Annotated in this window: 17 protein-coding genes; 12 read left to right on the plus strand and 5 right to left on the minus strand. The window is 71.0% G+C overall.

The features are described 5' to 3' along the window. The first annotated feature begins 316 nt into the window (after window positions 1-316). The gene (locus tag IF23_RS0126820; protein WP_030288075.1) at window positions 317-619 is read left to right on the plus strand and encodes a hypothetical protein; all 303 of its coding nucleotides are present in this window, start codon (window positions 317-319) and stop codon (window positions 617-619) included. 281 nt (window positions 620-900) lie between these two features. Here IF23_RS0126820 and IF23_RS0126825 read toward each other — a convergent pair whose 3' ends face one another. Both IF23_RS0126825 and IF23_RS0126830 read right to left on the minus strand, forming a co-directional pair. Next, entirely contained in the window at window positions 901-2,892 is a 1,992-nt protein-coding gene (locus tag IF23_RS0126825; protein ID WP_037679786.1) for a hypothetical protein, read from the minus strand. Window positions 2,893-3,324: 432 nt separating this feature from the next. Continuing rightward, the gene (locus tag IF23_RS0126830) at window positions 3,325-3,732 is read right to left on the minus strand and encodes a hypothetical protein (RefSeq protein ID WP_030288077.1); all 408 of its coding nucleotides are present in this window, start codon (window positions 3,730-3,732) and stop codon (window positions 3,325-3,327) included. Between the two features lie 237 nt (window positions 3,733-3,969). Here IF23_RS0126830 and IF23_RS0126835 point away from each other — a divergent pair, with 237 nt between their 5' ends. Together IF23_RS0126835 and IF23_RS0126840 are read left to right on the plus strand one after the other, a co-directional pair. Beyond that, complete coding sequence (locus IF23_RS0126835; protein ID WP_030288079.1) at window positions 3,970-4,278, plus strand: hypothetical protein; 309 nt, start codon at window positions 3,970-3,972, stop codon at window positions 4,276-4,278. After that, on the plus strand, window positions 4,275-5,039 hold the full coding sequence (locus IF23_RS0126840; RefSeq protein WP_030288080.1) for a WXG100 family type VII secretion target: 765 nt from the start codon (window positions 4,275-4,277) through the stop codon (window positions 5,037-5,039). Before IF23_RS0126835 ends, IF23_RS0126840 begins: the two co-directional genes overlap by 4 nt. Window positions 5,040-5,179: 140 nt before the next feature. On the opposite strand, the gene IF23_RS0126845 is transcribed toward IF23_RS0126840, so the two are convergent. After that, on the minus strand, window positions 5,180-9,136 hold the full coding sequence (locus tag IF23_RS0126845; protein WP_030288082.1) for a type VII secretion protein EccC: 3,957 nt from the start codon (window positions 9,134-9,136) through the stop codon (window positions 5,180-5,182). 280 nt (window positions 9,137-9,416) lie between these two features. Between IF23_RS0126845 and eccD the strand changes: the two genes are divergently transcribed. The 6 genes from eccD (at window position 9,417) to IF23_RS0126875 (ending at window position 16,460) form a co-directional block, all read left to right on the plus strand. Then, window positions 9,417-10,877, plus strand: a complete 1,461-nt coding sequence (eccD, locus tag IF23_RS0126850) for a type VII secretion integral membrane protein EccD (RefSeq protein ID WP_030288084.1) — start codon at window positions 9,417-9,419, stop codon at window positions 10,875-10,877. A gap of 153 nt (window positions 10,878-11,030) precedes the next feature. After that, window positions 11,031-11,318 (plus strand): 30S ribosomal protein S15, encoded by a 288-nt coding sequence (gene rpsO / locus IF23_RS0126855; RefSeq protein ID WP_030288085.1) that lies wholly within the window; start codon window positions 11,031-11,033, stop codon window positions 11,316-11,318. A 295-nt stretch (window positions 11,319-11,613) separates the two neighbouring features. After that, entirely contained in the window at window positions 11,614-13,830 is a 2,217-nt protein-coding gene (locus IF23_RS0126860) for a polyribonucleotide nucleotidyltransferase (protein ID WP_030288087.1), read from the plus strand. After that, entirely contained in the window at window positions 13,827-15,206 is a 1,380-nt protein-coding gene (locus tag IF23_RS0126865; RefSeq protein WP_030288089.1) for a M16 family metallopeptidase, read from the plus strand. The genes IF23_RS0126860 and IF23_RS0126865 overlap by 4 nt, the downstream gene beginning before the upstream one ends. A gap of 35 nt (window positions 15,207-15,241) precedes the next feature. Next, complete coding sequence (dapB, locus tag IF23_RS0126870; RefSeq protein ID WP_030288091.1) at window positions 15,242-15,994, plus strand: 4-hydroxy-tetrahydrodipicolinate reductase; 753 nt, start codon at window positions 15,242-15,244, stop codon at window positions 15,992-15,994. 4 nt (window positions 15,995-15,998) lie between these two features. Next, window positions 15,999-16,460 carry a tetratricopeptide repeat protein gene (locus IF23_RS0126875; RefSeq protein WP_030288093.1) on the plus strand — a complete coding sequence of 154 codons (462 nt, stop codon included), beginning with the start codon at window positions 15,999-16,001 and terminating at the stop codon, window positions 16,458-16,460. Between the two features lie 110 nt (window positions 16,461-16,570). Here IF23_RS0126875 and IF23_RS0126880 read toward each other — a convergent pair whose 3' ends face one another. Together IF23_RS0126880 and IF23_RS0126885 are read right to left on the minus strand one after the other, a co-directional pair. After that, complete coding sequence (locus IF23_RS0126880) at window positions 16,571-17,122, minus strand: CobD/CbiB family protein (protein ID WP_030288095.1); 552 nt, start codon at window positions 17,120-17,122, stop codon at window positions 16,571-16,573. 109 nt (window positions 17,123-17,231) lie between these two features. Next, a complete protein-coding gene (locus IF23_RS0126885) occupies window positions 17,232-17,471 on the minus strand; it encodes a hypothetical protein (RefSeq protein WP_030288097.1) in 240 nt (79 codons plus the stop codon). 230 nt (window positions 17,472-17,701) lie between these two features. Between IF23_RS0126885 and thyX the strand changes: the two genes are divergently transcribed. The 3 genes from thyX to IF23_RS0126900 all read left to right on the plus strand — a co-directional run bounded on the left by thyX (window position 17,702) and on the right by IF23_RS0126900 (window position 21,360). Continuing rightward, window positions 17,702-18,469, plus strand: coding sequence for an FAD-dependent thymidylate synthase (gene thyX, locus IF23_RS0126890; protein ID WP_030288099.1), 768 nt, complete (start codon window positions 17,702-17,704; stop codon window positions 18,467-18,469). Between the two features lie 193 nt (window positions 18,470-18,662). After that, on the plus strand, window positions 18,663-19,562 hold the full coding sequence (dapA, locus tag IF23_RS0126895) for a 4-hydroxy-tetrahydrodipicolinate synthase (protein WP_030288102.1): 900 nt from the start codon (window positions 18,663-18,665) through the stop codon (window positions 19,560-19,562). Between the two features lie 112 nt (window positions 19,563-19,674). Next, entirely contained in the window at window positions 19,675-21,360 is a 1,686-nt protein-coding gene (locus IF23_RS0126900) for a ribonuclease J (RefSeq protein ID WP_030288104.1), read from the plus strand. Window positions 21,361-21,649 lie beyond the last annotated feature (289 nt).

The raw sequence follows: 21,649 nt of genomic DNA on the forward strand, positions 1-21,649 counted from the left end.
ATGTGATCTCCACGGTGTCACGTCAAATGGGGTTGTGCAGGAAATGTGGGAATCGTGGAGCGTTAATGGGTGGGTTAAGTGGGTGGGGTGGATTCCGGTCCAGGTGGTGGGGAAACCGTCCGGTGGCGGTGCGGCGGAGAATTCCCGGAAAGGGAGGGGAGGGGAGGAGAGGGGATGTGGAGCGGGAGGCCCGGGGGGCCGTAATCCTGGTGGAGTGGTGTGGAGTGGGGCGTGAACGGGGCGCCCGGGCCAGGGCGTTGCTCCGTGGGGAGCGCGGGCGGTGCCGGGGCGCGGCGGTCCCGTAGCATCTCGGATCATGGAAGCAGCCAGGGGCGAGGAAGAGCCTCTTTCGGGGGAACGGGCGGCGACGACGCCCCGTCAGGCGCGGCGGATACGGATCGCGCTGGCCTCGGTGATGATGGGCGCGATGGCCGTGGTGCTGGTGGTGCGGCTGGCCAGCCGGACCTCGGTGCTGGTGGTCGGGGTCTACGGTGCGGCGCTGGTGCTGTGCGGCGTGGTGATCGAACTCAGCCGTCACGGACGTACCCGGCTGGGCAGTTGGCTGCTCGGCATCGGACTCGCAGCCGCACTCGCCGCGGACTGGCTGCTGCTGCCCTGAGCCGACAGCCGCACGCTCGCCGGACCTGGCCCTGCCCCGTGCCGCCGCCCCATGCGGCGTGAGCGGCACCCTTCCTGACCCGTATGCCCCACCCCCGTAAGCCCCACCCCGTAAGCCCCGAGACCGGCGGCAGGCGCGGAAACAGGCGCACAAAAGGGAACGGCCCCGGACCATCCACCGGTCCGGGGCCTCCGCGTACCGGCGAAGAACGGCCTACCGTTCCGGCACCGCCCCCGGCCGCCCTCGGCCGCCGCACCGTCGCTGCGGCGAAGACGCCTCGCCTACCGCCCCGAGGGCCACGCCCCGTCAGCGGCTCCCGACCGTGCCGGAGCGGCAGCCGGTGTCGCCAGGATCTGGCGGGCGGTGACGCCGCGTTCGGTGGTGAGGAGCAGGGTGCCGTCCGGGGACAGGTCGGCGCCGAGGACGGGGGAGTCGGTCGGCACCGCCGCCACCGCCTCCTGGGTGCGCCGGTCGTACACGCGGACGTGGCCGTCGCCCCGGGCGAGGGCGAACGGCGCGGCGGCGCGTTCCTCCTCGGAGGGGTGCACCACCTGCTCGGGCGCCGCGTCGAGGGGCGCGCCGTCCGCCAGGGCGTGGACGACGAACGCGCCGTCGCCACCGGGCACGGGGCGGGCGCCCGGCGCCGCCGCCGGGACGCGGCAGACCGCCACCGGTACGGGTACCGGGCCGCCCGGCAGCACCCCGGCGGTGACGGCGGTCGCCCCGGTGGGCGGCAGGCTCCACAGGGTGCGCCACGGCAGCGCGAGGCCGAGACCGTGCAGCGCCTGTGCGTACGGCGCCAGCCCGTCCTCGGTGAACGCCGTCTCCAGGAGCGCCGCGCGGAGGGTGGGCGTCGCCCGCGTACGGATCAGCAGCGGCGCCGTGCGCAGATACGTACGGGCCGGGGCGCCCAGTTCCCGAAGAGGGACGGCCTCGACGGCGGCGCGCAGCACCACCGGATCGGCGTGGGCGAACAGGCCCGGGTCGGTGAGGAGTTGGGGAAGCAGACCGGCGTCCAGGGTGTGTCCGGCGAGGTGGTCGCGGACGTACGGATCGGCCCGGGACCAGTCCTGGCCGGGGACCGCCTCCAGCAGCTTCATGGCGATCCGGGTCTGCGCGCCCCGTATGTCGGGCAGCCGCTCCCGTATCTCCGCGGCGAGCGCGGGGTGGACGAGGCGGACCAGGGTGCGGTCGTCGGCGCCGTCCCCGGTGCCGGACGGGGCGGCCAGCCGATCCACGAACGGGGCGGTCAGCGCCGCGGCGTCGGCGAACTCCCGGCCCAGATCGCGGTCCGCGACGGCGCCCGCCAGCGCGCCCCACAGCGGCAGCGGCAGCCCCTCGCCCTCGGCCAGCGCCAGCGGCGCCAGCAGCAGCCGCAGCAGCTGCGGGTCCGCGCCCAGCCGCCGGGCGTGCCGAGCGACCGCCTCCCCCACGGTGGCGGGCAGCCGCTCCGTGTCCGCCGGGTCGAACCCCTCCGGTGCCAGCAGCGCGGACCGGACGGCCAGCTCCACCGTCAGATGGCTCCCGGCGGCGCGGGCGGCCAGCGCGGACGCGAGCGCCGCGCGCGGTTGCGGGGCGGTGGTGAACGGCAGGGCGGGCGCCCCCCGGGCCGGGTCGAGCGCCGTCGCGGCGTGCGCCACCAGCCCGTCCGGGTCGGCCCACTCCGGTGCGTCCAGGTCGATGATCTGCGCCTGCCCCTGCGGCACCTCCGCGGTCAGCTCGGCGGCCAGGTCGCGTGGGACGACGGTCAGCAGCTGTACGGCGGGGAGGGCGGCGAGCGGGGCGAGGACCTCGCGCACCAGGCGCGCCGGTTCCCCGGCGGCGCGCACGGGGCCCGCCGCGGCGACGTCCGGGACCACCAGCGTCACCGGCTCCTCGCGCGCGCCCAACTCGGTGCGGACGTCGGCGGTGGCGTCGAGCCCGAGGTGGGCGGCGACGGTCCGCAGGAACTGCGCCGTGGTGAGCCCGTCGGGGCGCGGCACGGCGGGCGCGGGGAGGTCCGGCGGTACGGTCGCCGGGTCCAGCTCGTCCATCGGCAGTTGGCTGCGGGACTCCGGGTCGCACAGCATCAGGAAGCCGGTGAGCAGCCGTCCGCGACCGCTGCCCGGGGCGCCGGTCAGCGCGATGACGCGGGGCGCGCCGGGCCAGCTCATCCGCCAGGCGGCGAGTGCCCGGAGCACCGGGGTGCGGCCGCCGACGTACGGATGCGGCGCATAACGGGGCGCCGGGGCGCCGTCCGCCCGCGAGGTTTCCATGACTTCCTCGTCCCCCATGAAATCCCGCCCTTCGCCGTCCCGCCGTCGTTTTCCGGCTCCACCGGCGATCTTATGATCCGCATCGCGCCCCCGGAGTCCGCGGGGGCGCGCTGTTCCGGAACCGGTACACGGCGGACGCCCGGCGGACCCGCTGCCGGGCGCCCGATCCGTTATCCGGCTGCCGGTTTTCGCGCCAAAAGCCCCGTACTCCCGCTTTCCGTATGCCATTTACGGGACGGAACGTGCGGGGTCAGCGACGGAGCTACCTCCTCCGGCGCTTCCGGGGAGGCGAGTTGCCGGGGCGGCATGAATCTGGGTGTGAAGAAAAGGGGGAAATCAGGAAAGGGAGAGGGGGAGAGGGTGGAGGGAATTGCGCGGGAAAGAGGAAGGGGGAGGGGAAGAGATCCCGTTCGCGGATCTCTTCCCCTCCCCCTCGCGCCGTCCGCGGTCTCAGCTCCGGTGGGAGGAGCCGCCACGGCCACGGCGCGGACCGGTGACGAGGCCGGAGGACGGGCCGTCGCGCTCGGCGCGCTCCTTGTCCTCCTCCTCCGCCTGCTGCTTCTGCCAGGCGGCGAACTTCTCGCGGGACTCCTCGCGTTCCGCCATCGTCTGGTCCTCCGCCGCGCGCCGCATCTCGCCGAGGCGGTCGCCGATCGCGTCCATGTACGTCGGCGTCCCGATCGCTTCCTTCATGCCGATCCGCCCGGAGAGGACCTCCTTGGCCATCTCCTGGAGCGGACCGCCGACAGCGGGATTGTCCGCCAGGGTCTTCAGCGCCTTGCGCAGCCGGTGTGCCTGCTCCGGATCCTGGGCGACATCCATCAGGTCCTCGTCCTGGATCTGCCGTTCGTTGCTCATGCTGCCCCCTTGAACGTGTGGCACAGCAACCACGTGTGCTGCACCGGCGTCACGAGTCTAATGACGGGGAGGAACAGCACGTCAAGGCGGGTTGTCGCTATTGCCGGATATTGCGTACCGCGTATTCCGGAGTGAGCCGTCCGGCCGCCGAACGGAAGGGTGGCAGCCCTTTGCCCATGTGCTACATCTGAGACGATGTCCGGCAGGTCACCGCCGATCGAATACGGGGAGAAAAAGATGTCCGACGAAGTCCGGACCGATACCGAGCAGTTGCACAAGCTCGGCACGGTCTTCGAAAAACACGCGGACGATCTGGCTCGGCAGTTGACCGCATTCCGGCGCCGTGCCGATGCCGCCGCACTGCGCGACGGTTTCGGTGACGCGGAGGCGGCCCGTTCGCACGTGGAACTCTACGAGCAGGCCGAACGCGCCCTCGGACAGCTGCGGGAGCGGCTCGCCGAGGTCGGCGGCGGCATACGGCAGACCGCCGTCTCGACACAGGCGGTCGAGGACGGCGTGGACGCGATGATCAGGAGTGTCGGATGACGGGGCAGGGCAACCCGGAGGCGCTGCACGAGGCCGCTGCCGGATGGCGGGAGATGGGCAGCCATCTCGACGGCATGGTGCGCGAGTTGGACACGCATGTGGCCCGCGCGGCGGCCGCCGACTGGCAGGGCCCCGCGGGCGAGGCGTTCGCCGCCGACTGGCACCGCCTCAAGCGGTCGGTGGACGAGGCGCTGCCCGTCTTCGAACTGGCCGCCGCCGACCTGGAGTCCACCGCCACCCGCCCCGCCCCACCGGAGCACGACGCCGGGGCGAAGGACACCCCGCCGCCCGCCGCGCCCGCCGACAACTCCGCGGACGGCGGCCGCGACCTGATGTACGGCGTGATGGCCCTCGGCCAGTTGGGCAACGCGCTCGGCGGCTTCGCCCGGGGCAAGAAGGGCGGCGGGGGCGGCGGCCAGAGCCCCCGCCCGCCGCTGAAGGGCGAATGGACCGTCTCCGACGCGCCCCTGGGCCCCGACCCGTTCGGCCCCGGCGGCCCCCGCCGCGGCGGCGCCGGAGTCGCCAAGGGCGCCCGCACCCCGGACCCCGCGTCCGGCACCGGCGGGACGAAGAGCGCCGCACCGGCGGCCAAGAACCCCGGGGGAGCGGACCCGAAGGCCGCACAGGCCAAGGACGTCAAGAGCGCCAAGGACGCGAAGGGCACCAAGGGCGCCGCGGCCCCCGGCACCGGGCCCGCCGCCGACGCCGCCCCGTCCGACGGCGTCCGCCCCGACGTCGGCAGGCACGGCGCCTTCGGCTGACCCACCCCGGGCCCGGCCGGTCGCCGCACCGCACCGGGCCCCGCACCGGGCCCCGTACGCGACGGACCCCCACACAACGGCGGTGGGGCGCCCCTCCGAAGAGGGACGCCCCACCGCCGTTGCCGTGCGGAGGCCGCGGATCAGCGGCCGCTCGCCGGGAGCCAGCCCGTCTGGACCAGCTGCGCGCCGCGCTTGCGCGTGACGAACGTGGCCCGGCCGGGCGTCAGGCTCTGCCCCTTGACGTTGCCCATCAGGGGACCCTCGCCCGGGTCGGCCGAGAGGATCAGGCCCTGCGCGCCCAGCTCCTTCGTCCGCTGCATCACCGGCTCGAACGACGACCGTCCGGCACCCGAGGAGGTACGCGCCAGAATCAGGCGCAGACCCAGGTCACGGGCGAACGGCAGATACTCCAGCAGCGGCTGCAACGGGTTGCCGCTGCTCGTCGCCACCAGGTCGTAGTCGTCCACGATCACGAACGCGTCCGGCAGGTCGTACCAGCTGCGGTTGCGCAGCTGCTCCGGCGTGACGTCCGGGCCCGGCATCCGGCGGCCCAGCGAACCGGCGAGACCGGAGATGACCTCCTCCAGCTGCGGCCCCGCGGCGCAGTACTTGTACAGATGGCTCTCCGGGACCTCGCCGAGCAGCGCGCGCCGGTAGTCGGAGACCACCATCAGCGCCTTCTCGGACGGGTACCGCTCGGCGATCTGCTTGGTCAGCAGCCGCAGCAGCGACGACTTGCCCGACTCGCTCTCGCCGTAGATGACCAGCAGCGGGTCGGTCTCGAAGTCGACGAAGGCGGGCGACAGCGTCGTCTCGTCGACACCGATGGCGATGCCGTGCTCCGGGTAGTCGTTGCCCTTGGGCAGATCCCGGGCGTACAGCATCGTCGGCAGCATCCGCACCTGCGGGGCGGGCTCGCCCTGCCAGTGCTCCTTGACCGTCTCCACCAGATTCGCCATGCCGTCGCTGAGCGACTCCGGATCGCTGATGCCGTCCAGCCGCGGCAGCGCGGCCAGGAAGTCCAGCTTCTCCGGCGACAGACCACGGCCCGGCTTGCCCATCGGCACGTTCTCCGCGCGCTTGCGGTCGAACTCCGACTCCATCGCGTCACCGAGCCGCAGCTCCACACGGTTGAGGAGCTGGTCCCGCAGGGCCGGACGGATCTCGGTGTAGCGGGAACCGGCGATGATCAGGTGGACACCGAAGCCCAGACCGCGACCGGCGATGTCCAGGATGACCGGGTCCAGCTGCTCGTAGTCGGTCTTGAACGTCCCCCAGCCGTCGATGACGAGGAAGACGTCGCCCCACTTCTGGTCGGGGAACGCCCCCGAGGCACGCCGCTGGCGGTAGGTGCCGATGGAGTCGATGTTGTGCTGCCGGAAGAACTCCTCACGCTCGTTGAGGATCCCGACGACCTCGGCGACCGTACGGCGGACCTTCTCCGCGTCCAGCCGCGAGGCGACGCCGCCGATGTGCGGCAGCCCCTCCATGGCGAGCATGCCGCCACCACCGAAGTCCAGGCAGTAGAACTGCACCTCGGCCGGGGTGTGGGTGAGCGCGAACGACGCGATGGCCGAACGGATCAGCGTCGACTTGCCGGACTGCGGACCACCGACGACCAGACCGTGACCGGCACCGGCCGAGAAGTCCAGGTACATCACGTCACGCCGCTGCTCGAACGGCTTGTCCACCAGCGCGACCGGCACCACGAGCTTGCCCAGCGCGCTGTACTCCGGCGCGTGCACACCCCGCTCGGGCGTGACGGCCAGCGCGGGCAGCAGCTGGTTGACGGTCGGCGCCTCCTCCAGCGGCGGCAGCCACACCTGGTGCGCGGGCGGGCCCTGACCCTGCATCCGCTGGACGATGACGTCCAGCACGGTGTCGGCCAGCGCGTCGTCCTGCTGCGGCGCCTCCGGCTCGATCGGCGTCGGGTCCTCGATGATCTGCTCGGCGACCGGCGCCGCCGTGAACGGCACCGGCAGCCGGTTGGCCCGACCGCCGCCGCCCCCGCCACCGGCCCCGGGGCCGCGGTAGGGACCCGACACGTACGCGGCCTTGAACTGCACCATCGTCTCGGTGTCGTACTTCAGGATGCCGGAACCGGGAACGTTCGGCAGGTGGTAGGCGTCCGGCACACCGATCGCGGTCCGCGACTCGGCCGCGGAGAACGTCCGCAGACCCAGCCGGTACGACAGGAAGGTGTCCAGACCGCGAAGCTTGCCCTCCTCCAGACGCTGCGAGGCGAGCAGCATGTGCACACCCATCGAACGGCCGATACGGCCGATCTGGATGAACATCTCGATGAAGTCCGGCTTGGCGGCCAGCAGCTCGGAGAACTCATCGATGATCATCACCAGCGACGGCAGCGGGTCCAGCGGGGCACCCGCGGCACGCGCCTTCTCGTAGTCGGTGATGTTCGCGTAGTTGCCCGCCGAGCGCAGCAGCTCCTGACGGCGCTGGAGCTCACCGGTGATCGAGTCGCGCATCCGGTCGATCAGCGAGACGTCCTCGCCGAGGTTGGTGATGACCGCCGCGACGTGCGGCATCTCCGACATACCGGTGAAGGTGGCGCCACCCTTGAAGTCCGCGAGGATGAAGTTCAGCGTCTCGGACGAGTGGGTGACCGCCAGCGCCAGCACCAGCGTGCGCAGCACCTCGGACTTACCGGAACCGGTCGCACCGACACACAGACCGTGCGGGCCCATGCCCTCCTGGGACGCCTCCTTGATGTCGAGCATGACGGGCTGGCCGTCCCGGTCGACACCGATCGGCACCCGCAGCCGCTCGTGGAGCGTCCGCGGCCGCCAGGTGCGCTGCACATCGACGGAGCCGGCGTCGCCGATGTCCATCAGATCCGTGAAGTCCAGGTTGGACAGGAGCGGTTCCTCGCCGTCCGCCCCGGCACCGGCCCGCAGCGGCGCCAGCTGACGCGCCAGCGCCTCCGCCTCCGGGATCGACAGGGTGTCGCAGACGCCCTCGTACACCGCGCCGTTGGCCGACTCCAGCACCAGCTTGCCCGGCCAGACCTGCACGGCCAGACCACCGCGGATCTCGTCGAGGTCGCCGGGGACGACCTCGATGATCGTGACGCCCTGGAGCCCCTCCGCACCGGCGATCACCGAGTCGACCGGCACCTCGCCCGCGTCCAGCAGGATCACCAGGTGCGGGGTGTCCGTCACCGGCGTGCCCTGCGGGTTGAAGCGGCCGCGGCCCTCCAACTCGTCCGCCAGCAACTCCTCGACCTCGCCGAGATCACCGACGACCAACCGGCGGCTGCCCGCGCCGTCCGTGGTCTTGTCCTGGACGTGCGGCAGCCACTTCGTCCACTCCCACTCCGCCTGCGCACCCGGCGAGGCGACGACCGCGACCATCAGGTCCTCGGGGGAGTGCAGCGTGCACAGCTGCGCCACCATCGCGCGGGCGGCGCCGTAGACGGTGTCCGGGTCACCGGAGACCGTCAGGTGGTAGAAGGCGCGCAGCGACACCGCGAGCGGGAGGTTCTCCAAGTGCCCGTGCTTGTCGAGGAATTCCTTCATCGCATGCGCGGTCAGCGGCTCCAGCTCGTCGACCGGCGCGGTCTCCGGCGCCTTCAGCGGCGTCGACAGCTGCTGCGGGCCGAGCCCCAGCCGTACCTGTGCGAAGTCCGGGTCGCTCGCCCGGCGCTCCCAGACCCGCTTGCCCTCCGCGACCACCGACCACAGCTGTCCGGGATCGGGATGCGTGAACAGCTGCGCATCACGCTGCTTTCGCGCGGTACGCCGTACCTCTTTTCGCTTCTGCGAAAGGTACTTGAGGTAATCCTGACGCTCCTGAACCATTTGCCCGGAAGGGCCTTGGCGGGCTTTGACGATCTGTACGATCGCCATTGCCAGGGTGGAAACCACCATCACGCCACCCATGATTTTCATGAACGGCTGGCCGCCCATGAAAAGGAATGCGGCCGATGAGCCCATACCCATCATGGGCATGAACATCATCAGGATGTTCTCCTGCTCCCCTTCCCTGGGGAGTTCGGGAGGCGCCTCCAGCGTCACCTCCTCACCAGGAACTTCAGGTGGTAGCGCGCGGGGCGGGCGCTTGACGATGACAACGCTCACCGAGGCATCAGTCCTTCATGCATCTCGCAGTCTCGGACCGCCCCCGTTGGATTCGACGGTCCCCCCGAGCCAAGTCCTTGGCCCGACGCAGGCGTTGATCCTACTGTTCGGAGTCAAGTCTCGGGGGGAGTGGGGCAAGCGCCGAATCGGGCGGTACGCTGACGCCCCGCGAGCGTGCCGCGACGGCGTGAAAAAAGGCTCCCACGGGGGGATCCGTATATGACTCCATATATACGCCACGCACGCGACAAAACACCCAACGGATAGGGGGAACCGCCAGGTGAGCACGACCACAGGTACCGGCTTCTGCCGGGTCACAGTCGCCGCGCCGGACGCACGGATCGATGTGGCACTGCCGGAGGACGTCGCACTCGTCGACATCTACCCGGAGATCCTGCGCCTGTCGGGGCAGTCCCAGGCGGAGGGCGCCCCCACCGGCTACCACCTCGTGCGCCGCGACGGCACCGTGCTCGACGCCGGTCAGTCGCTCGCGCAGCAGCAGATCCTCGACGGCGACCTCCTCCTGCTCAAGCCGTTCGCCGAATCGCTGCCGCTCCCCGTCTTCGACGACGTCTCGGACGCCGTCGCCTCCGCGGTCAAGCAGAACCGCACCCGCTGGAGCGACGACCTCATGCACTACGTCGGCCTCACCGCCGGCGTCCTGCTGCTCACGATGATGGCGTTCGCCCTGTGGTTCTCGAACCCGGTCGACCGCGACATGCACCGGCTGCCCGGCATCATCGCCGGTGTCGTCGGCATCGTGCTGGTCACCGTCTCCGGCGTCCGCGCCCGCGTCTACGACGACCACGGCTCCTCCATCGCGCTGGGCCTCGCCTCGCTGCCGCACCTGCTGATCGCCGGTTCCGGCATCTTCCCCGTCGACGCGGGCGAGGGCCCCGGGCGCCTCCATCTCCTCGTCGGCTGCGTCGTCGTCCTGATCGCCTCGGTCCTGCTGGTCGTGCTGCTGCCGCAGGGCGATGCCCCGTTCGTCGCCGCCGCCTTCCTCTCGGCGATCGGCACCCTCTCGGTCTTCGCCGCGATCCTCACCGACGCCGCCCCCATCGAGGTCGCCGCCGTCACCGCCGCCGTCTCCATCGCGCTCGTCGCCTGGCTGCCCGGCCTCTCGGCCCGCTTCGCCCGCCTGCCCATCGGCTACAAGTCGCCCGACCAGATCGCCAAGGGCTACGACGCCGACCGCGACTCCGAGGCCGTCGACTACGTCAAGATCGGCAACCAGGCCCGCCGCGGCCACGAACTCCTGCTCGGCCTCGTCGCCGGTTGCTCCGCCCTGGTCGTCGGCTCCGCCGGTGTCGTCCTCGGCTTCTCCGACAACATGTGGGCCCAGCTGATGGCGCTCGCCGCGGGCATCACGATCATGCTCCGCGCCCGGCTCTTCGACTACACCGCGCAGATCGCCTGCATGGTCGTCGCCGGCATCCTCACGATCGTCCTGCTCATCCTGGGCATCGCGCTCCACCCGCCGGTCGACGCCCTCGTCGAGCTGGCCCGCTTCGGCGACTCCGGCCCGCTCAACATCCGCACCGTCTGGTTCTCCGCCAGCATCGCCGCCGGTGCCGCCCTGCTCGTCGGCGTCGGACTCGTCGTCCCCCGTAAGGGTGTCACCCCCTTCTGGGGCCGGATCTTCGACATCTTCGACGGCCTGGTGCTGCTCTCCCTGGTGCCGCTCTGCCTCGCGGTCCTGGACGTCTACGCCACCGTGCGCGGCCTGACCGGCAACTGACCGGCACCCCGCACCCACGACGGCCCCCCGGCCCGCCCGGGGGGCCGTCGCCGTCGGCTGGTACGCTGTGTGACGGTCCGCCGTGAGTCATCAAGATTCCCTGTGAAGCAAATCCAGGGACGCTCCCGGACCGATCACCCAGAGGAGTATCGCGTGTCGCTCGACGCCGCCACGAAGAAGCAGATCATGTCCGAGTTCGCCACGAAGGAAGGCGACACCGGCTCCCCCGAGGTCCAGGTGGCCCTGCTCTCCCGCCGTATCTCGGACCTGACCGAGCACCTCAAGACCCACAAGCACGACCACCACTCCCGCCGTGGTCTGCTGCTGCTCGTCGGCCAGCGCCGCCGTCTGCTGCAGTACCTGGCGAAGAAGGACATCACGCGCTTCCGTGCGCTGGTCGAGCGCCTGGGCATCCGCCGCGGCGCGGCGGGCGCCAAGTAAGACGCCGTGAAGGGAGCGGTTCCCACCGGGGGCCGCTCCCTTTGCCGTACGCACCGGACACCGGCGTCGCCGCGAGGCGGCCGGAAGCTTTGTAGTCTGGTGTCACGAGCACAACCGAACGAGGGGGAGCGCCCCCTGGCCGCCGGTCCTCGGTAGTGGCCCCCGGACGTACGCCGCGCGACATCTCCGCGGCCCCGCCCCGGGAGCTTCGATCGAAGACCGGCCCGTACCGGCGCTCCCCCGACGAAGGTCCGCCGCCACACGGGCGGCGGACGCTGACGAGGAGATTTTCTTGGTGGAGAACGAGACCCACTACGCCGAAGCCGTGATCGACAACGGCACCTTCGGCACCCGCACCATCCGCTTCGAGACGGGCCGCCTGGCCAAGCAGGCCGCAGGCTCCGCCGTCGCGTACCTGGACGACGACACCATGGTGCTGTCGGCCACGTCCGCGTCGAAGAAGCCCAAGGACCAGCTCGACTTCTTCCCCCTGACGGTCGACGTCGAGGAGCGGATGTACGCGGCCGGCAAGATCCCCGGCTCCTTCTTCCGCCGCGAGGGCCGGCCCTCCGAGGACGCGATCCTCACCTGCCGCCTGATCGACCGCCCGCTGCGCCCCTCCTTCAAGAAGGGCCTGCGCAACGAGATCCAGATCGTCGAGACGATCATGGCGCTCAACCCCGACCACCTCTACGACGTGGTCGCGATCAACGCCGCCTCCTGCTCCACGCAGCTGGCCGGTCTGCCCTTCTCCGGCCCGATCGGCGGCACCCGTGTCGCGCTGATCAACGGCCAGTGGGTCGCCTTCCCGACCCACACCGAGCTGGAGAACGCCGTCTTCGACATGGTCGTCGCCGGCCGGGTGCTGCCCGACGGTGACGTCGCGATCATGATGGTCGAGGCCGAGGCCACCGAGAAGACCGTCCAGCTGGTCAAGGACGGCGCCGAGGCCCCGACCGAAGAGGTCGTCGCCGCCGGTCTCGAGGCCGCCAAGCCCTTCATCAAGGTGCTCTGCAAGGCCCAGGCCGACCTCGCCGCCAAGGCCGCCAAGCCGACCGGCGAGTTCCCCGTCTTCCTCGACTACGAGGACGACGTCCTGGAGGCGCTCACCGCCGCGGTCAAGGACGAGCTGGCCCAGGCGCTGACCATCGCGGGCAAGCAGGAGCGGGAGAACGAGCTCGACCGCGTCAAGGAGATCGCCGCCGAGAAGCTGCTCCCGCAGTTCGAGGGCCGCGAGAAGGAGATCTCCGGTGCCTACCGCGCGCTGACCAAGAAGCTGGTCCGCGAGCGCGTCATCAAGGACAAGGTCCGCATCGACGGCCGTGGCGTCACGGACATCCGTACGCTCGCCGCCGAGGTCGAGGCCATCCCGCGCGTGCACGGCTCGGCGCTGTTCGAGCGTGGCGAGACCCAGATCCTGGGCGTCACCACCCTCAACATGCTCCGCATGGAGCAGCAGCTGGACACCCTCTCCCCGGTGACCCGCAAGCGCTACATGCACAACTACAACTTCCCGCCGTACTCCGTCGGTGAGACCGGCCGCGTGGGCTCGCCCAAGCGCCGCGAGATCGGCCACGGTGCGCTCGCCGAGCGCGCCATCGTGCCGGTCCTGCCGACCCGCGAGGAGTTCCCCTACGCGATCCGCCAGGTCTCCGAGGCGCTGGGCTCCAACGGCTCGACGTCCATGGGCTCGGTCTGCGCCTCCACCATGTCGCTGCTGAACGCCGGTGTGCCCCTCAAGGCCCCGGTCGCCGGTATCGCCATGGGTCTGATCTCCCAGGAGATCGACGGCCAGACCCACTACGTCGCCCTCACCGACATCCTCGGTGCGGAGGACGCCTACGGCGACATGGACTTCAAGGTCGCCGGTACCAAGCAGTTCGTCACCGCCCTGCAGCTCGACACCAAGCTCGACGGCATCCCCGCCTCGGTCCTGGCCGCCGCGCTCAAGCAGGCCCGCGACGCCCGCCTCCACATCCTCGATGTGATGAACGAGGCCATCGACGTCCCGGACGAGATGTCCCCCAACGCCCCGCGGATCATCACCGTCAAGATCCCCGTGGACAAGATCGGTGAGGTCATCGGCCCCAAGGGCAAGATGATCAACCAGATCCAGGAGGACACCGGCGCCGACATCACGATCGAGGACGACGGCACCATCTACATCGGTGCCGCCGACGGCCCGGCCGCCGAGGCCGCCCGCGCCACGATCAACGGCATCGCCAACCCGACCATGCCGGAGGTCGGCGAGCGCTACCTGGGCACCGTCGTGAAGACGACGACCTTCGGTGCGTTCGTCTCCCTGCTCCCGGGCAAGGACGGCCTGCTGCACATCTCGCAGATCCGCAAGCTCGCCGGTGGCAAGCGCGTGGAGAACGTCGAGGACGTGCTCGGCGTCGGCGCCAAGGTCCAGGTCGAGATCGCCGAGATCGACCAGCGCGGCAAGCTCTCCCTGATCCCCGTGATCGAGGACGAGGACGGCGACGACAAGAAGGACGACGCCGCCAAGTGACGTCCCGTACGCACCGGACGACGGCCCGCACCTCCTCGGAGGGGCGGGCCGTCGCCCGTACCCAAACACTCCTCAAGGGCGAGAGCGGCGCGGGCACCGTCCGCCGGACCGTCCTCCCCGGCGGCCTGCGGGTGGTCACCGAGACCCTGCCCACCGTCCGCTCGGTCAGCTTCGGCATCTGGGCGCACGTCGGCTCCCGCGACGAGACCCCCTCGCTCAACGGCGCCACCCACTACCTGGAGCACCTGCTCTTCAAGGGCACCGAGCGGCGCAGCGCCCTGGACATCTCCGCGGCGGTCGACGCCGTCGGCGGGGAGATGAACGCCTTCACCGCGAAGGAATACACCTGCTACTACGCGCGGGTCCTCGACACGGACCTGCCGCTCGCCATCGACGTCGTCTGCGACATGCTCACCGGCTCGCTGATCGAGGCCGAGGACGTCGAGGCCGAGCGCGGGGTGATCCTCGAAGAGATCGCGATGACCGAGGACGACCCGGGCGACGGCGTCCACGACCTCTTCGCCCACACGATGCTCGGCGACACCCCCCTGGGCCGCCCGGTGCTCGGCACCCCCGACACCGTCAACGCCCTCACCCCCGCGCGGATCCGCCGCTTCTACAAGAAGCACTACGACCCCACGCACCTCGTCGTCACCGCCGCCGGCAACGTCGACCACGCCAAGGTCGTCCGCCTGGTCCGCCGCGCCTTCGAGCGGGCCGGTGCCCTCGACACCGCGGCCGCCACCCCGCTCGCCCCGCGTACGGGCTCCCGCACGCTCCGCGCCGGGGGCCGCGTCGAGCACCTCAACCGCAAGTCCGAGCAGGCCCACGTCATCCTCGGCACCCCGGGGCTGGCCCGCTCCGACGAGCGCCGCTGGGCCCTGGGCGTCCTCAACACCGCCCTCGGCGGCGGGATGAGCTCCCGCCTCTTCCAGGAGGTCCGCGAGAAGCGCGGCCTGGCCTACAGCGTGTACTCCTACACCTCCGGCTACGCCGACTGCGGCCTCTTCGGCGTCTACGCGGGCTGCCGCCCCAACCAGGTGCGCGACGTCCTCGCCATCTGCCGCGACCAGCTCGACCAGGTCGCCTCCGAGGGCCTCACCGACGACGAGATCCGCCGGGCCATCGGCCAGCTGCGCGGCTCCACCGTCCTCGGCCTGGAGGACTCCGGCGCCCTGATGCACCGCATCGGCAAGAGCGAGCTGTGCTGGGGCGCCCAGCTCTCCGTCGACGAGATGCTGGAGCGGATAGCCGCCGTCACCCCCGACGAGGTCCGGGAGGTGGCCCGTGAGGTCCTGGGCGCGCGGCCCTCGCTGTCCGTCATCGGACCGTTGAAGGACCGGCAGGCCGACCGGCTGCACGAAGCCGTCGCCTGACCCGTTCGCCGTACCACCGAGAGAGAGCTGACACGATGAGCAAGCTGCGCGTGGCCGTGATCGGCGCCAAGGGCCGGATCGGCTCGGAAGCCGTCAAGGCCGTCGAGGCCGCGGAGGACATGGAGCTGGTCGCGGCGCTGGGCCGCGGCGATTCCCTGGAGGCGCTGACCGACGCCGGTGCCCAGGTCGCCGTCGAGCTGACCAACCCGGATGCCGTCATGGGCAACCTCGACTTCTGCGTCCGCCACGGCATCCACGGCGTGGTCGGGACGACCGGCTGGACCGACGAACGCCTCGCGCAGCTGCGCACCGCGCTGGCCGCCTCCCCGGGGACCGGCGTGCTCATCGCGCCGAACTTCTCCGTCGGCGCCGTGCTGACCATGGCCTTCGCCCGGCAGGCCGCCAAGTTCTTCGAGTCGGCCGAGATCATCGAGCTGCACCACCCGAACAAGGCGGACGCGCCGTCCGGTACGGCCACCCGTACCGCGCAGCTCGTCGCCGCCGCCCGGGAGGAGGCCGACTGCGCACCGCAGCCCGACGCCACCAGCACCGCGCTGGACGGCGCCCGCGGCGCCTCGGTCGACGGCATCCCCGTCCACTCGGTCCGGCTGCGCGGGCTCCTCGCCCACCAGGAGGTGCTGTTCGGCGGCGTGGGGGAGACCCTCACCATCCGCCACGACTCGCTCCACCACAGCAGCTTCATGCCGGGCATCCTGCTCGGCGCACGCCGTGTGGTGTCCACCCCGGGCCTGACGGTGGGCCTGGAACACTTCCTCGACCTGGGCTGACGTCATGGGCGGAAAGATCACCTACTTCTTCCTCGCGACCGTGCTGGTGCTGGTCTTCGGCGTGGTCGCGATGGAGGGCGTCCTGCTCCTGCTGACGGGGGAGCCGGCCGCGATGGGCATGGGCGCCATAGCGTTCGTCCTGCCGGTCATCGGCGCCTGGTTCCTCTGGCACAACACCCGCTTCGCCCGCGACGCCCACCGCCTCGGCCGTGAGCTGGCGGCCGAGGAAGGCGCCGACGCCGTCGCGGACGAGGCGCCCGCGCGTACCCCGGGCGGCCGGATCGACCGGGACGCCGCCGACGCGATCTTCGCCCGGCGGCAGGCCGAGACGGAGGAGGCGCCCGACGACTGGCGCTCCTGGTTCCGCCTCGCCGTCGCCTACCACGACGCCCGCGACACCCCCCGCGCCCGCAAGGCCATGCAGCGCGCCATCGCCCTGCACGACGGGACACCGGCCCGCACCTGAGCGCGTGACCTGCGCATACGTCCACGGGCCCGCGCGAGCACGGCACCCATGACGACGGCGCCCGGCCGGGAGAACCTCCCCGGCCGGGCGCCGTCGTCGTCCGTCCGCGCCTACCTGCGGTACTCCGCGGCCCACGCCTCCAGGACGTCGGCCGCCCGCTCGAACGCCTCCGAGCGGGAGAGGAAGTCGGCGTCGTGGTCGGTGAGCAGCACCCGCGACGTACCGGAGACCCGCCGGTCGACCAGCGCCTGTCCCTGGACCGTCCGGGGCAGCCCCAGCCAGCGCACCGGCTGCTGCACGGTCCGCAGCGCACCGGTGGCGCTCCACGCTTCGGTGGCGGTGGAGAACAGGCCGACCCGCCGCAGCCCGTGCGCGCTGACCCAGACGCCGACCCGCAGCATCCGCAGCGCCAGAGCGATGACGACCAGCGCCAGCACCACACAGGTCACGGCGCCCGGCAGCGAACCGGCGAAGCCGATGATCATGGCGGAGAGCAGCACGAACGACGCCAGCAGCAGGGCCACGGCCGAGATCCCCACCCGCCAGGGGCCGGGACGGTACGGCCGCCGCCAGCGCTCGGGCGCCTCGTGGGGCAGCGGCGGGGCCGCCGTACGGTCGTCGACGTCGAGGTCGCGGTCGGCCGTCAGGAAGGGCAGGGGCACGGCTGATCCTCACTCAGGGCACTGATGGAAGCTGTGACCGGTGAGGCTATCGGCAGTGCGCAGCCGGAACCACCCGAGCCCTCCGGCGCGGGTGGTTCCGGCCCGCGGGTCAGCGGTGCGCGGCCTCGGACTGATGCGTACGGGCCGCGCCCGGCGCCTCCTGCTGCAGCGCCGGAAGCCCGAAGAGCAGGGAGCCGGCCAGGCCCCCCACCACGGTCAGGGTGATCAGCGTGCGCCCCGCCAACTGGGAGCGCGAGGCGCGTTCCCGGGGCGGGGGAGTGACATTGCTGCGGAACCGGTCTGCCTCGGCGACGAAGGCGAACGGGACGGGCTCACGCCGGCGGAACATCTGGGGCTCTCCTAGGAACCTCGAAGTGGGCACTTTCACAGATACAGACGTCTGAGGCGTCCGTTTGGTGCCCGTTTCCAGTAACTTCTGTGAAAAATATCAACGGCCCCGCCCGTTCCCGACGCCGGGGTCCCATTTGCCCGCTAACAGCGCATCAGGCGGGATTTCCCGCGCTGTCAGTGGCGGGCCGTAGGCTGGACGCCGCACGGAACGAACGGAAGGAACCACCGGTGTCCCAGACCCCCGCCGCGAGCACGCAGAGCCCTGACGGCCCTGACAGCGATCTTGCCCGCTTCCGGAGCGAGGTGACGGTCGAGCTGGTCAAGCACAGCGCCGCGGACAGCGACGTGCTCTGGGCGGCCCGCGTCTCCACCGCCGGTGAGCAGTCCCTCGAGGAGCTGCAGAAGGACCCGGAGCGCTCCAAGGGTCTGATCAACTACCTGATGCGCGACCGGCACGGCAGCCCGTTCGAGCACAACAGCATGACCTTCTTCATCAGCGCCCCGATCTTCGTCTTCCGCGAGTTCATGCGTCACCGCGTCGGCTGGTCCTACAACGAGGAGTCCGGCCGCTACCGCAACCTGGAGCCCGTCTTCTACGTCCCCGGCGCCGACCGCAAGCTCGTCCAGCAGGGCCGCCCCGGCAAGTACGAGTTCGTCGAGGGCACCCCCGAGCAGCACGAGCTGACCGGCCGCGCCATGGAGGACTCCTACCGCCAGGCGTACGCCGCCTATCAGGAGATGCTCGCCGCCGGTGTCGCCCGCGAGGTCGCCCGCGCGGTCCTGCCCGTCGGCCTCTACTCCTCCATGTACGCCACCTGCAACGCCCGCTCCCTGATGCACTTCCTCGGGCTGCGCACCCAGCACGAGCAGGCGAAGGTGCCGTCCTTCCCGCAGCGCGAGATCGAGATGGTCGGCGAGCAGATGGAGGCCCACTGGGCCCGCCTGATGCCGCTCACGTACGGCGCATTCAACGCCAACGGCCGCATCGCCCCGTAACGCCCCGACCTGCACCGCGGCACCTCCCGGGCCCCGACCCGGGAGGTGTCCGTATTGCAGCATTTTGAGAACTTCATCTACGCTGAAGAAACGGACCCGGCACTGCTTGAACCCCCGAGCAGGCAGTGCCGGAGTCCACATCCCTGCTCCCCGGCGACACATCCAGCGGTGAGCTACGAGTAGCGTGGGACCCATGGCTCCGACTTCCACACCGCAGACCCCGTTCGGGCGGGTGCTGACCGCCATGGTCACGCCGTTCACGGCGGATGGCGATCTCGACCTCGACGGCGCGCAGCGGCTCGCCGCCCATCTGGTGGACGCCGGTAACGACGGTCTCGTCGTCAACGGCACCACCGGAGAGTCCCCGACCACCAGCGACGCGGAGAAAGCTCAGCTGGTCCGCGCCGTGGTCGACGCCGTCGGTGACCGCGCCTTCGTGGTGGCCGGAGCCGGAACCAACGACACCCGGCACAGCGTGGAGCTGGCCCGCGCCGCACAGGACGCCGGCGCCCACGGCCTGCTCGCGGTGACGCCGTACTACAGCAAGCCGCCCCAGGAAGGACTCCTGCGGCACTTCACGGCCATCGCGGACACCACCGACCTGCCGGTGATGCTGTACGACATCCCGGGCCGCAGCGGCGTCCCGATCAACACTGAAACGATTGTCCGGCTGGCGGAGCACCCCCGGATCGTCGCCAACAAGGACGCCAAGGGCGACCTCGGCCGCGCGAGCTGGGCCATCGCCCGCTCCGGCCTCGCCTGGTACAGCGGCGACGACATGCTCAACCTCCCGCTGCTCTCCGTCGGCGCCGTCGGCTTCGTCTCCGTCGTCGGCCATGTCGTCACCCCCGAGCTGCGCGCCCTGCTGGACGCCCACCTCGCCGGTGACGTCACCAAGGCGACGGAGATCCACCAGAAGCTGCTGCCGGTCTTCACCGGCATGTTCCGCACCCAGGGCGTCATCACCACCAAGGCGGCCCTCGGCCTGCAGGGCCTGCCCGGCGGACCGCTGCGTCTGCCGCTGGTGGAGTTGGCCCCCGAGGAGACGGAGCAGCTGACGCGGGACCTCGCTGCCGGCGGGGTACAACTCTGAGCACAGACTTCACAACTGAAAACGGCCCTTAACCGCCCCACAGCAAGTGCACGAATGTCATGCGCGCCACGTGCCCCGACGGCAGCGTGGCGCGCGTGGTGAGGAGAGTCTTTTGAGTCATCCGCATCCCGAACTCGGCCGTCCCCCGAAGCTCCCCAAGGGCGGTCTGCGGGTCACACCCCTCGGCGGTCTGGGAGAGATCGGCCGCAACATGACGGTCTTCGAGTACGGAGGCCGGCTGCTGATCGTCGACTGCGGAGTGCTCTTCCCCGAGGAGGAGCAGCCCGGAATCGACCTGATCCTGCCGGACTTCACGTCCATCAGGGACCGGCTCGACGACATCGACGGCATCGTGCTCACGCACGGCCACGAGGACCACATCGGCGGCGTCCCCTACCTCCTGCGGGAGAAGCCGGACATCCCGCTGATCGGCTCCAAGCTGACCCTCGCGCTCATCGAGGCGAAGCTCCAGGAGCACCGCATCCGTCCGTACACCCTGGAGGTCAAGGAAGGCCACCGGGAGCGGATCGGCGCGTTCGACTGCGAGTTCGTCGCCGTCAACCACTCCATCCCGGACGCCCTCGCGGTCGCCATCCGCACCCCCGCGGGCATGGTGGTGCACACCGGCGACTTCAAGATGGACCAGCTGCCGCTGGACCGTCGGCTGACCGACCTCCCGGCGTTCGCCCGGCTCGGCGAGGAGGGCATCGACCTGCTCCTCACCGACTCGACCAACGCCGAGGTCCCCGGCTTCGTGCCGCCGGAGCGGGACATCTCCAACGTCCTGCGCACGGTCTTCGCCAATGCGCAGAAGCGCATCATCGTGGCGAGCTTCGCCAGCCACGTCCACCGCATCCAGCAGATCCTCGACGCCGCCCACGAGTACGGCCGCCGGGTCGCCTTCGTCGGCCGCTCGATGGTCCGCAACATGGGCATCGCCCGTGAGCTGGGCTACCTCAAGGTCCCCGCGGGCCTGGTCGTGGACGTCAAGACGCTCGACGACCTGCCGGACGACGAGGTCGTGCTGGTCTGCACCGGCTCCCAGGGCGAGCCGATGGCGGCGCTGTCCCGGATGGCCAACCGCGACCACCAGATCCGGATCGTCCCCGGCGACACCGTGATCCTCGCGTCGTCCCTCATCCCGGGCAACGAGAACGCGGTCTACCGCGTGATCAACGGCCTGACCCGCTGGGGCGCCGACGTCGTCCACAAGGGCAACGCCAAGGTCCATGTCTCGGGCCACGCCTCGGCCGGCGAGCTGCTGTACTTCTACAACATCTGCAAGCCGAAGAACCTCATGCCGGTGCACGGCGAATGGCGCCATCTGCGCGCCAACGCCGAGCTGGGCGCGCTGACCGGCGTACCCAAGGACCGGATCGTGATCGCCGAGGACGGCGTCGTGGTCGACCTGGTCAACGGCGTCGCGAAGATCGTCGGCAAGGTCCAGGCGGGCTACGTGTACGTCGACGGCCTCTCGGTCGGCGATGTCACCGAGACCCACCTCAAGGACCGCCGCATCCTCGGCGACGAGGGCATCATCTCGGTCTTCGTGGTCGTGGACAGCAGCACCGGCAAGATCGTCGGCGGCCCGCACCTCCAGGCCCGTGGCTCCGGCATCGACGACTCGGCGTTCTCCTCGGTCATCCCGAAGATCGACGAGGCCCTGGCCAGGTCGGCCCAGGACGGCGTCGTGGAGCCGCACCAGCTCCAGCAGCTGATCCGCCGCACGATCGGCAAGTGGGTGTCGGACAACTACCGTCGCCGCCCGATGATCCTTCCCGTGGTCGTCGAGGTCTGACAGGTACGGCCGCCGACAGGCACGCCCGAGGAGCGGGGCGCCCGGATTTGCATCCGGGCGCCCCGCTCCAGTAGGTTTACGGCTCCGCCTGAACGGGAAGCACCGCACGCCTGTGCGTACGGGAGCCCTCGTGATTCCGGCGGAATTCCGGCCCAGAGAAATCTGATAAAGTCGGAATACGCCGAAAGGTAAACCCCTCCGACGGGTAATCGGAAACGAATTCGGACCGGAAACGGCGAGAAACGGATCTGATAGAGTCGGAAAGGCCGGAAAGCGAAAGCAAGAAGGC

This window comes from Streptomyces catenulae, from assembly GCF_000718015.1.
Taxonomy (GTDB): Bacteria; Actinomycetota; Actinomycetes; order Streptomycetales; family Streptomycetaceae; genus Streptomyces; species Streptomyces catenulae.

What these genes read in the sequence shown, in the direction of transcription:
- IF23_RS0126820 (WP_030288075.1), top strand. Translation starts at nt 317, where the DNA reads ATGGAAGCAGCCAGGGGCGAGGAAGAGCCTCTTTCGGGGGAACGGGCG.
- IF23_RS0126825 (WP_037679786.1), bottom strand. Translation starts at nt 2,892, where the DNA reads ATGGGGGACGAGGAAGTCATGGAAACCTCGCGGGCGGACGGCGCCCCG.
- IF23_RS0126830 (WP_030288077.1), bottom strand. Translation starts at nt 3,732, where the DNA reads ATGAGCAACGAACGGCAGATCCAGGACGAGGACCTGATGGATGTCGCC.
- IF23_RS0126835 (WP_030288079.1), top strand. Translation starts at nt 3,970, where the DNA reads ATGTCCGACGAAGTCCGGACCGATACCGAGCAGTTGCACAAGCTCGGC.
- IF23_RS0126840 (WP_030288080.1), top strand. Translation starts at nt 4,275, where the DNA reads ATGACGGGGCAGGGCAACCCGGAGGCGCTGCACGAGGCCGCTGCCGGA.
- dapB (WP_030288091.1), top strand. Translation starts at nt 15,242, where the DNA reads ATGAGCAAGCTGCGCGTGGCCGTGATCGGCGCCAAGGGCCGGATCGGC.
- IF23_RS0126875 (WP_030288093.1), top strand. Translation starts at nt 15,999, where the DNA reads ATGGGCGGAAAGATCACCTACTTCTTCCTCGCGACCGTGCTGGTGCTG.
- IF23_RS0126885 (WP_030288097.1), bottom strand. Translation starts at nt 17,471, where the DNA reads ATGTTCCGCCGGCGTGAGCCCGTCCCGTTCGCCTTCGTCGCCGAGGCA.
- dapA (WP_030288102.1), top strand. Translation starts at nt 18,663, where the DNA reads ATGGCTCCGACTTCCACACCGCAGACCCCGTTCGGGCGGGTGCTGACC.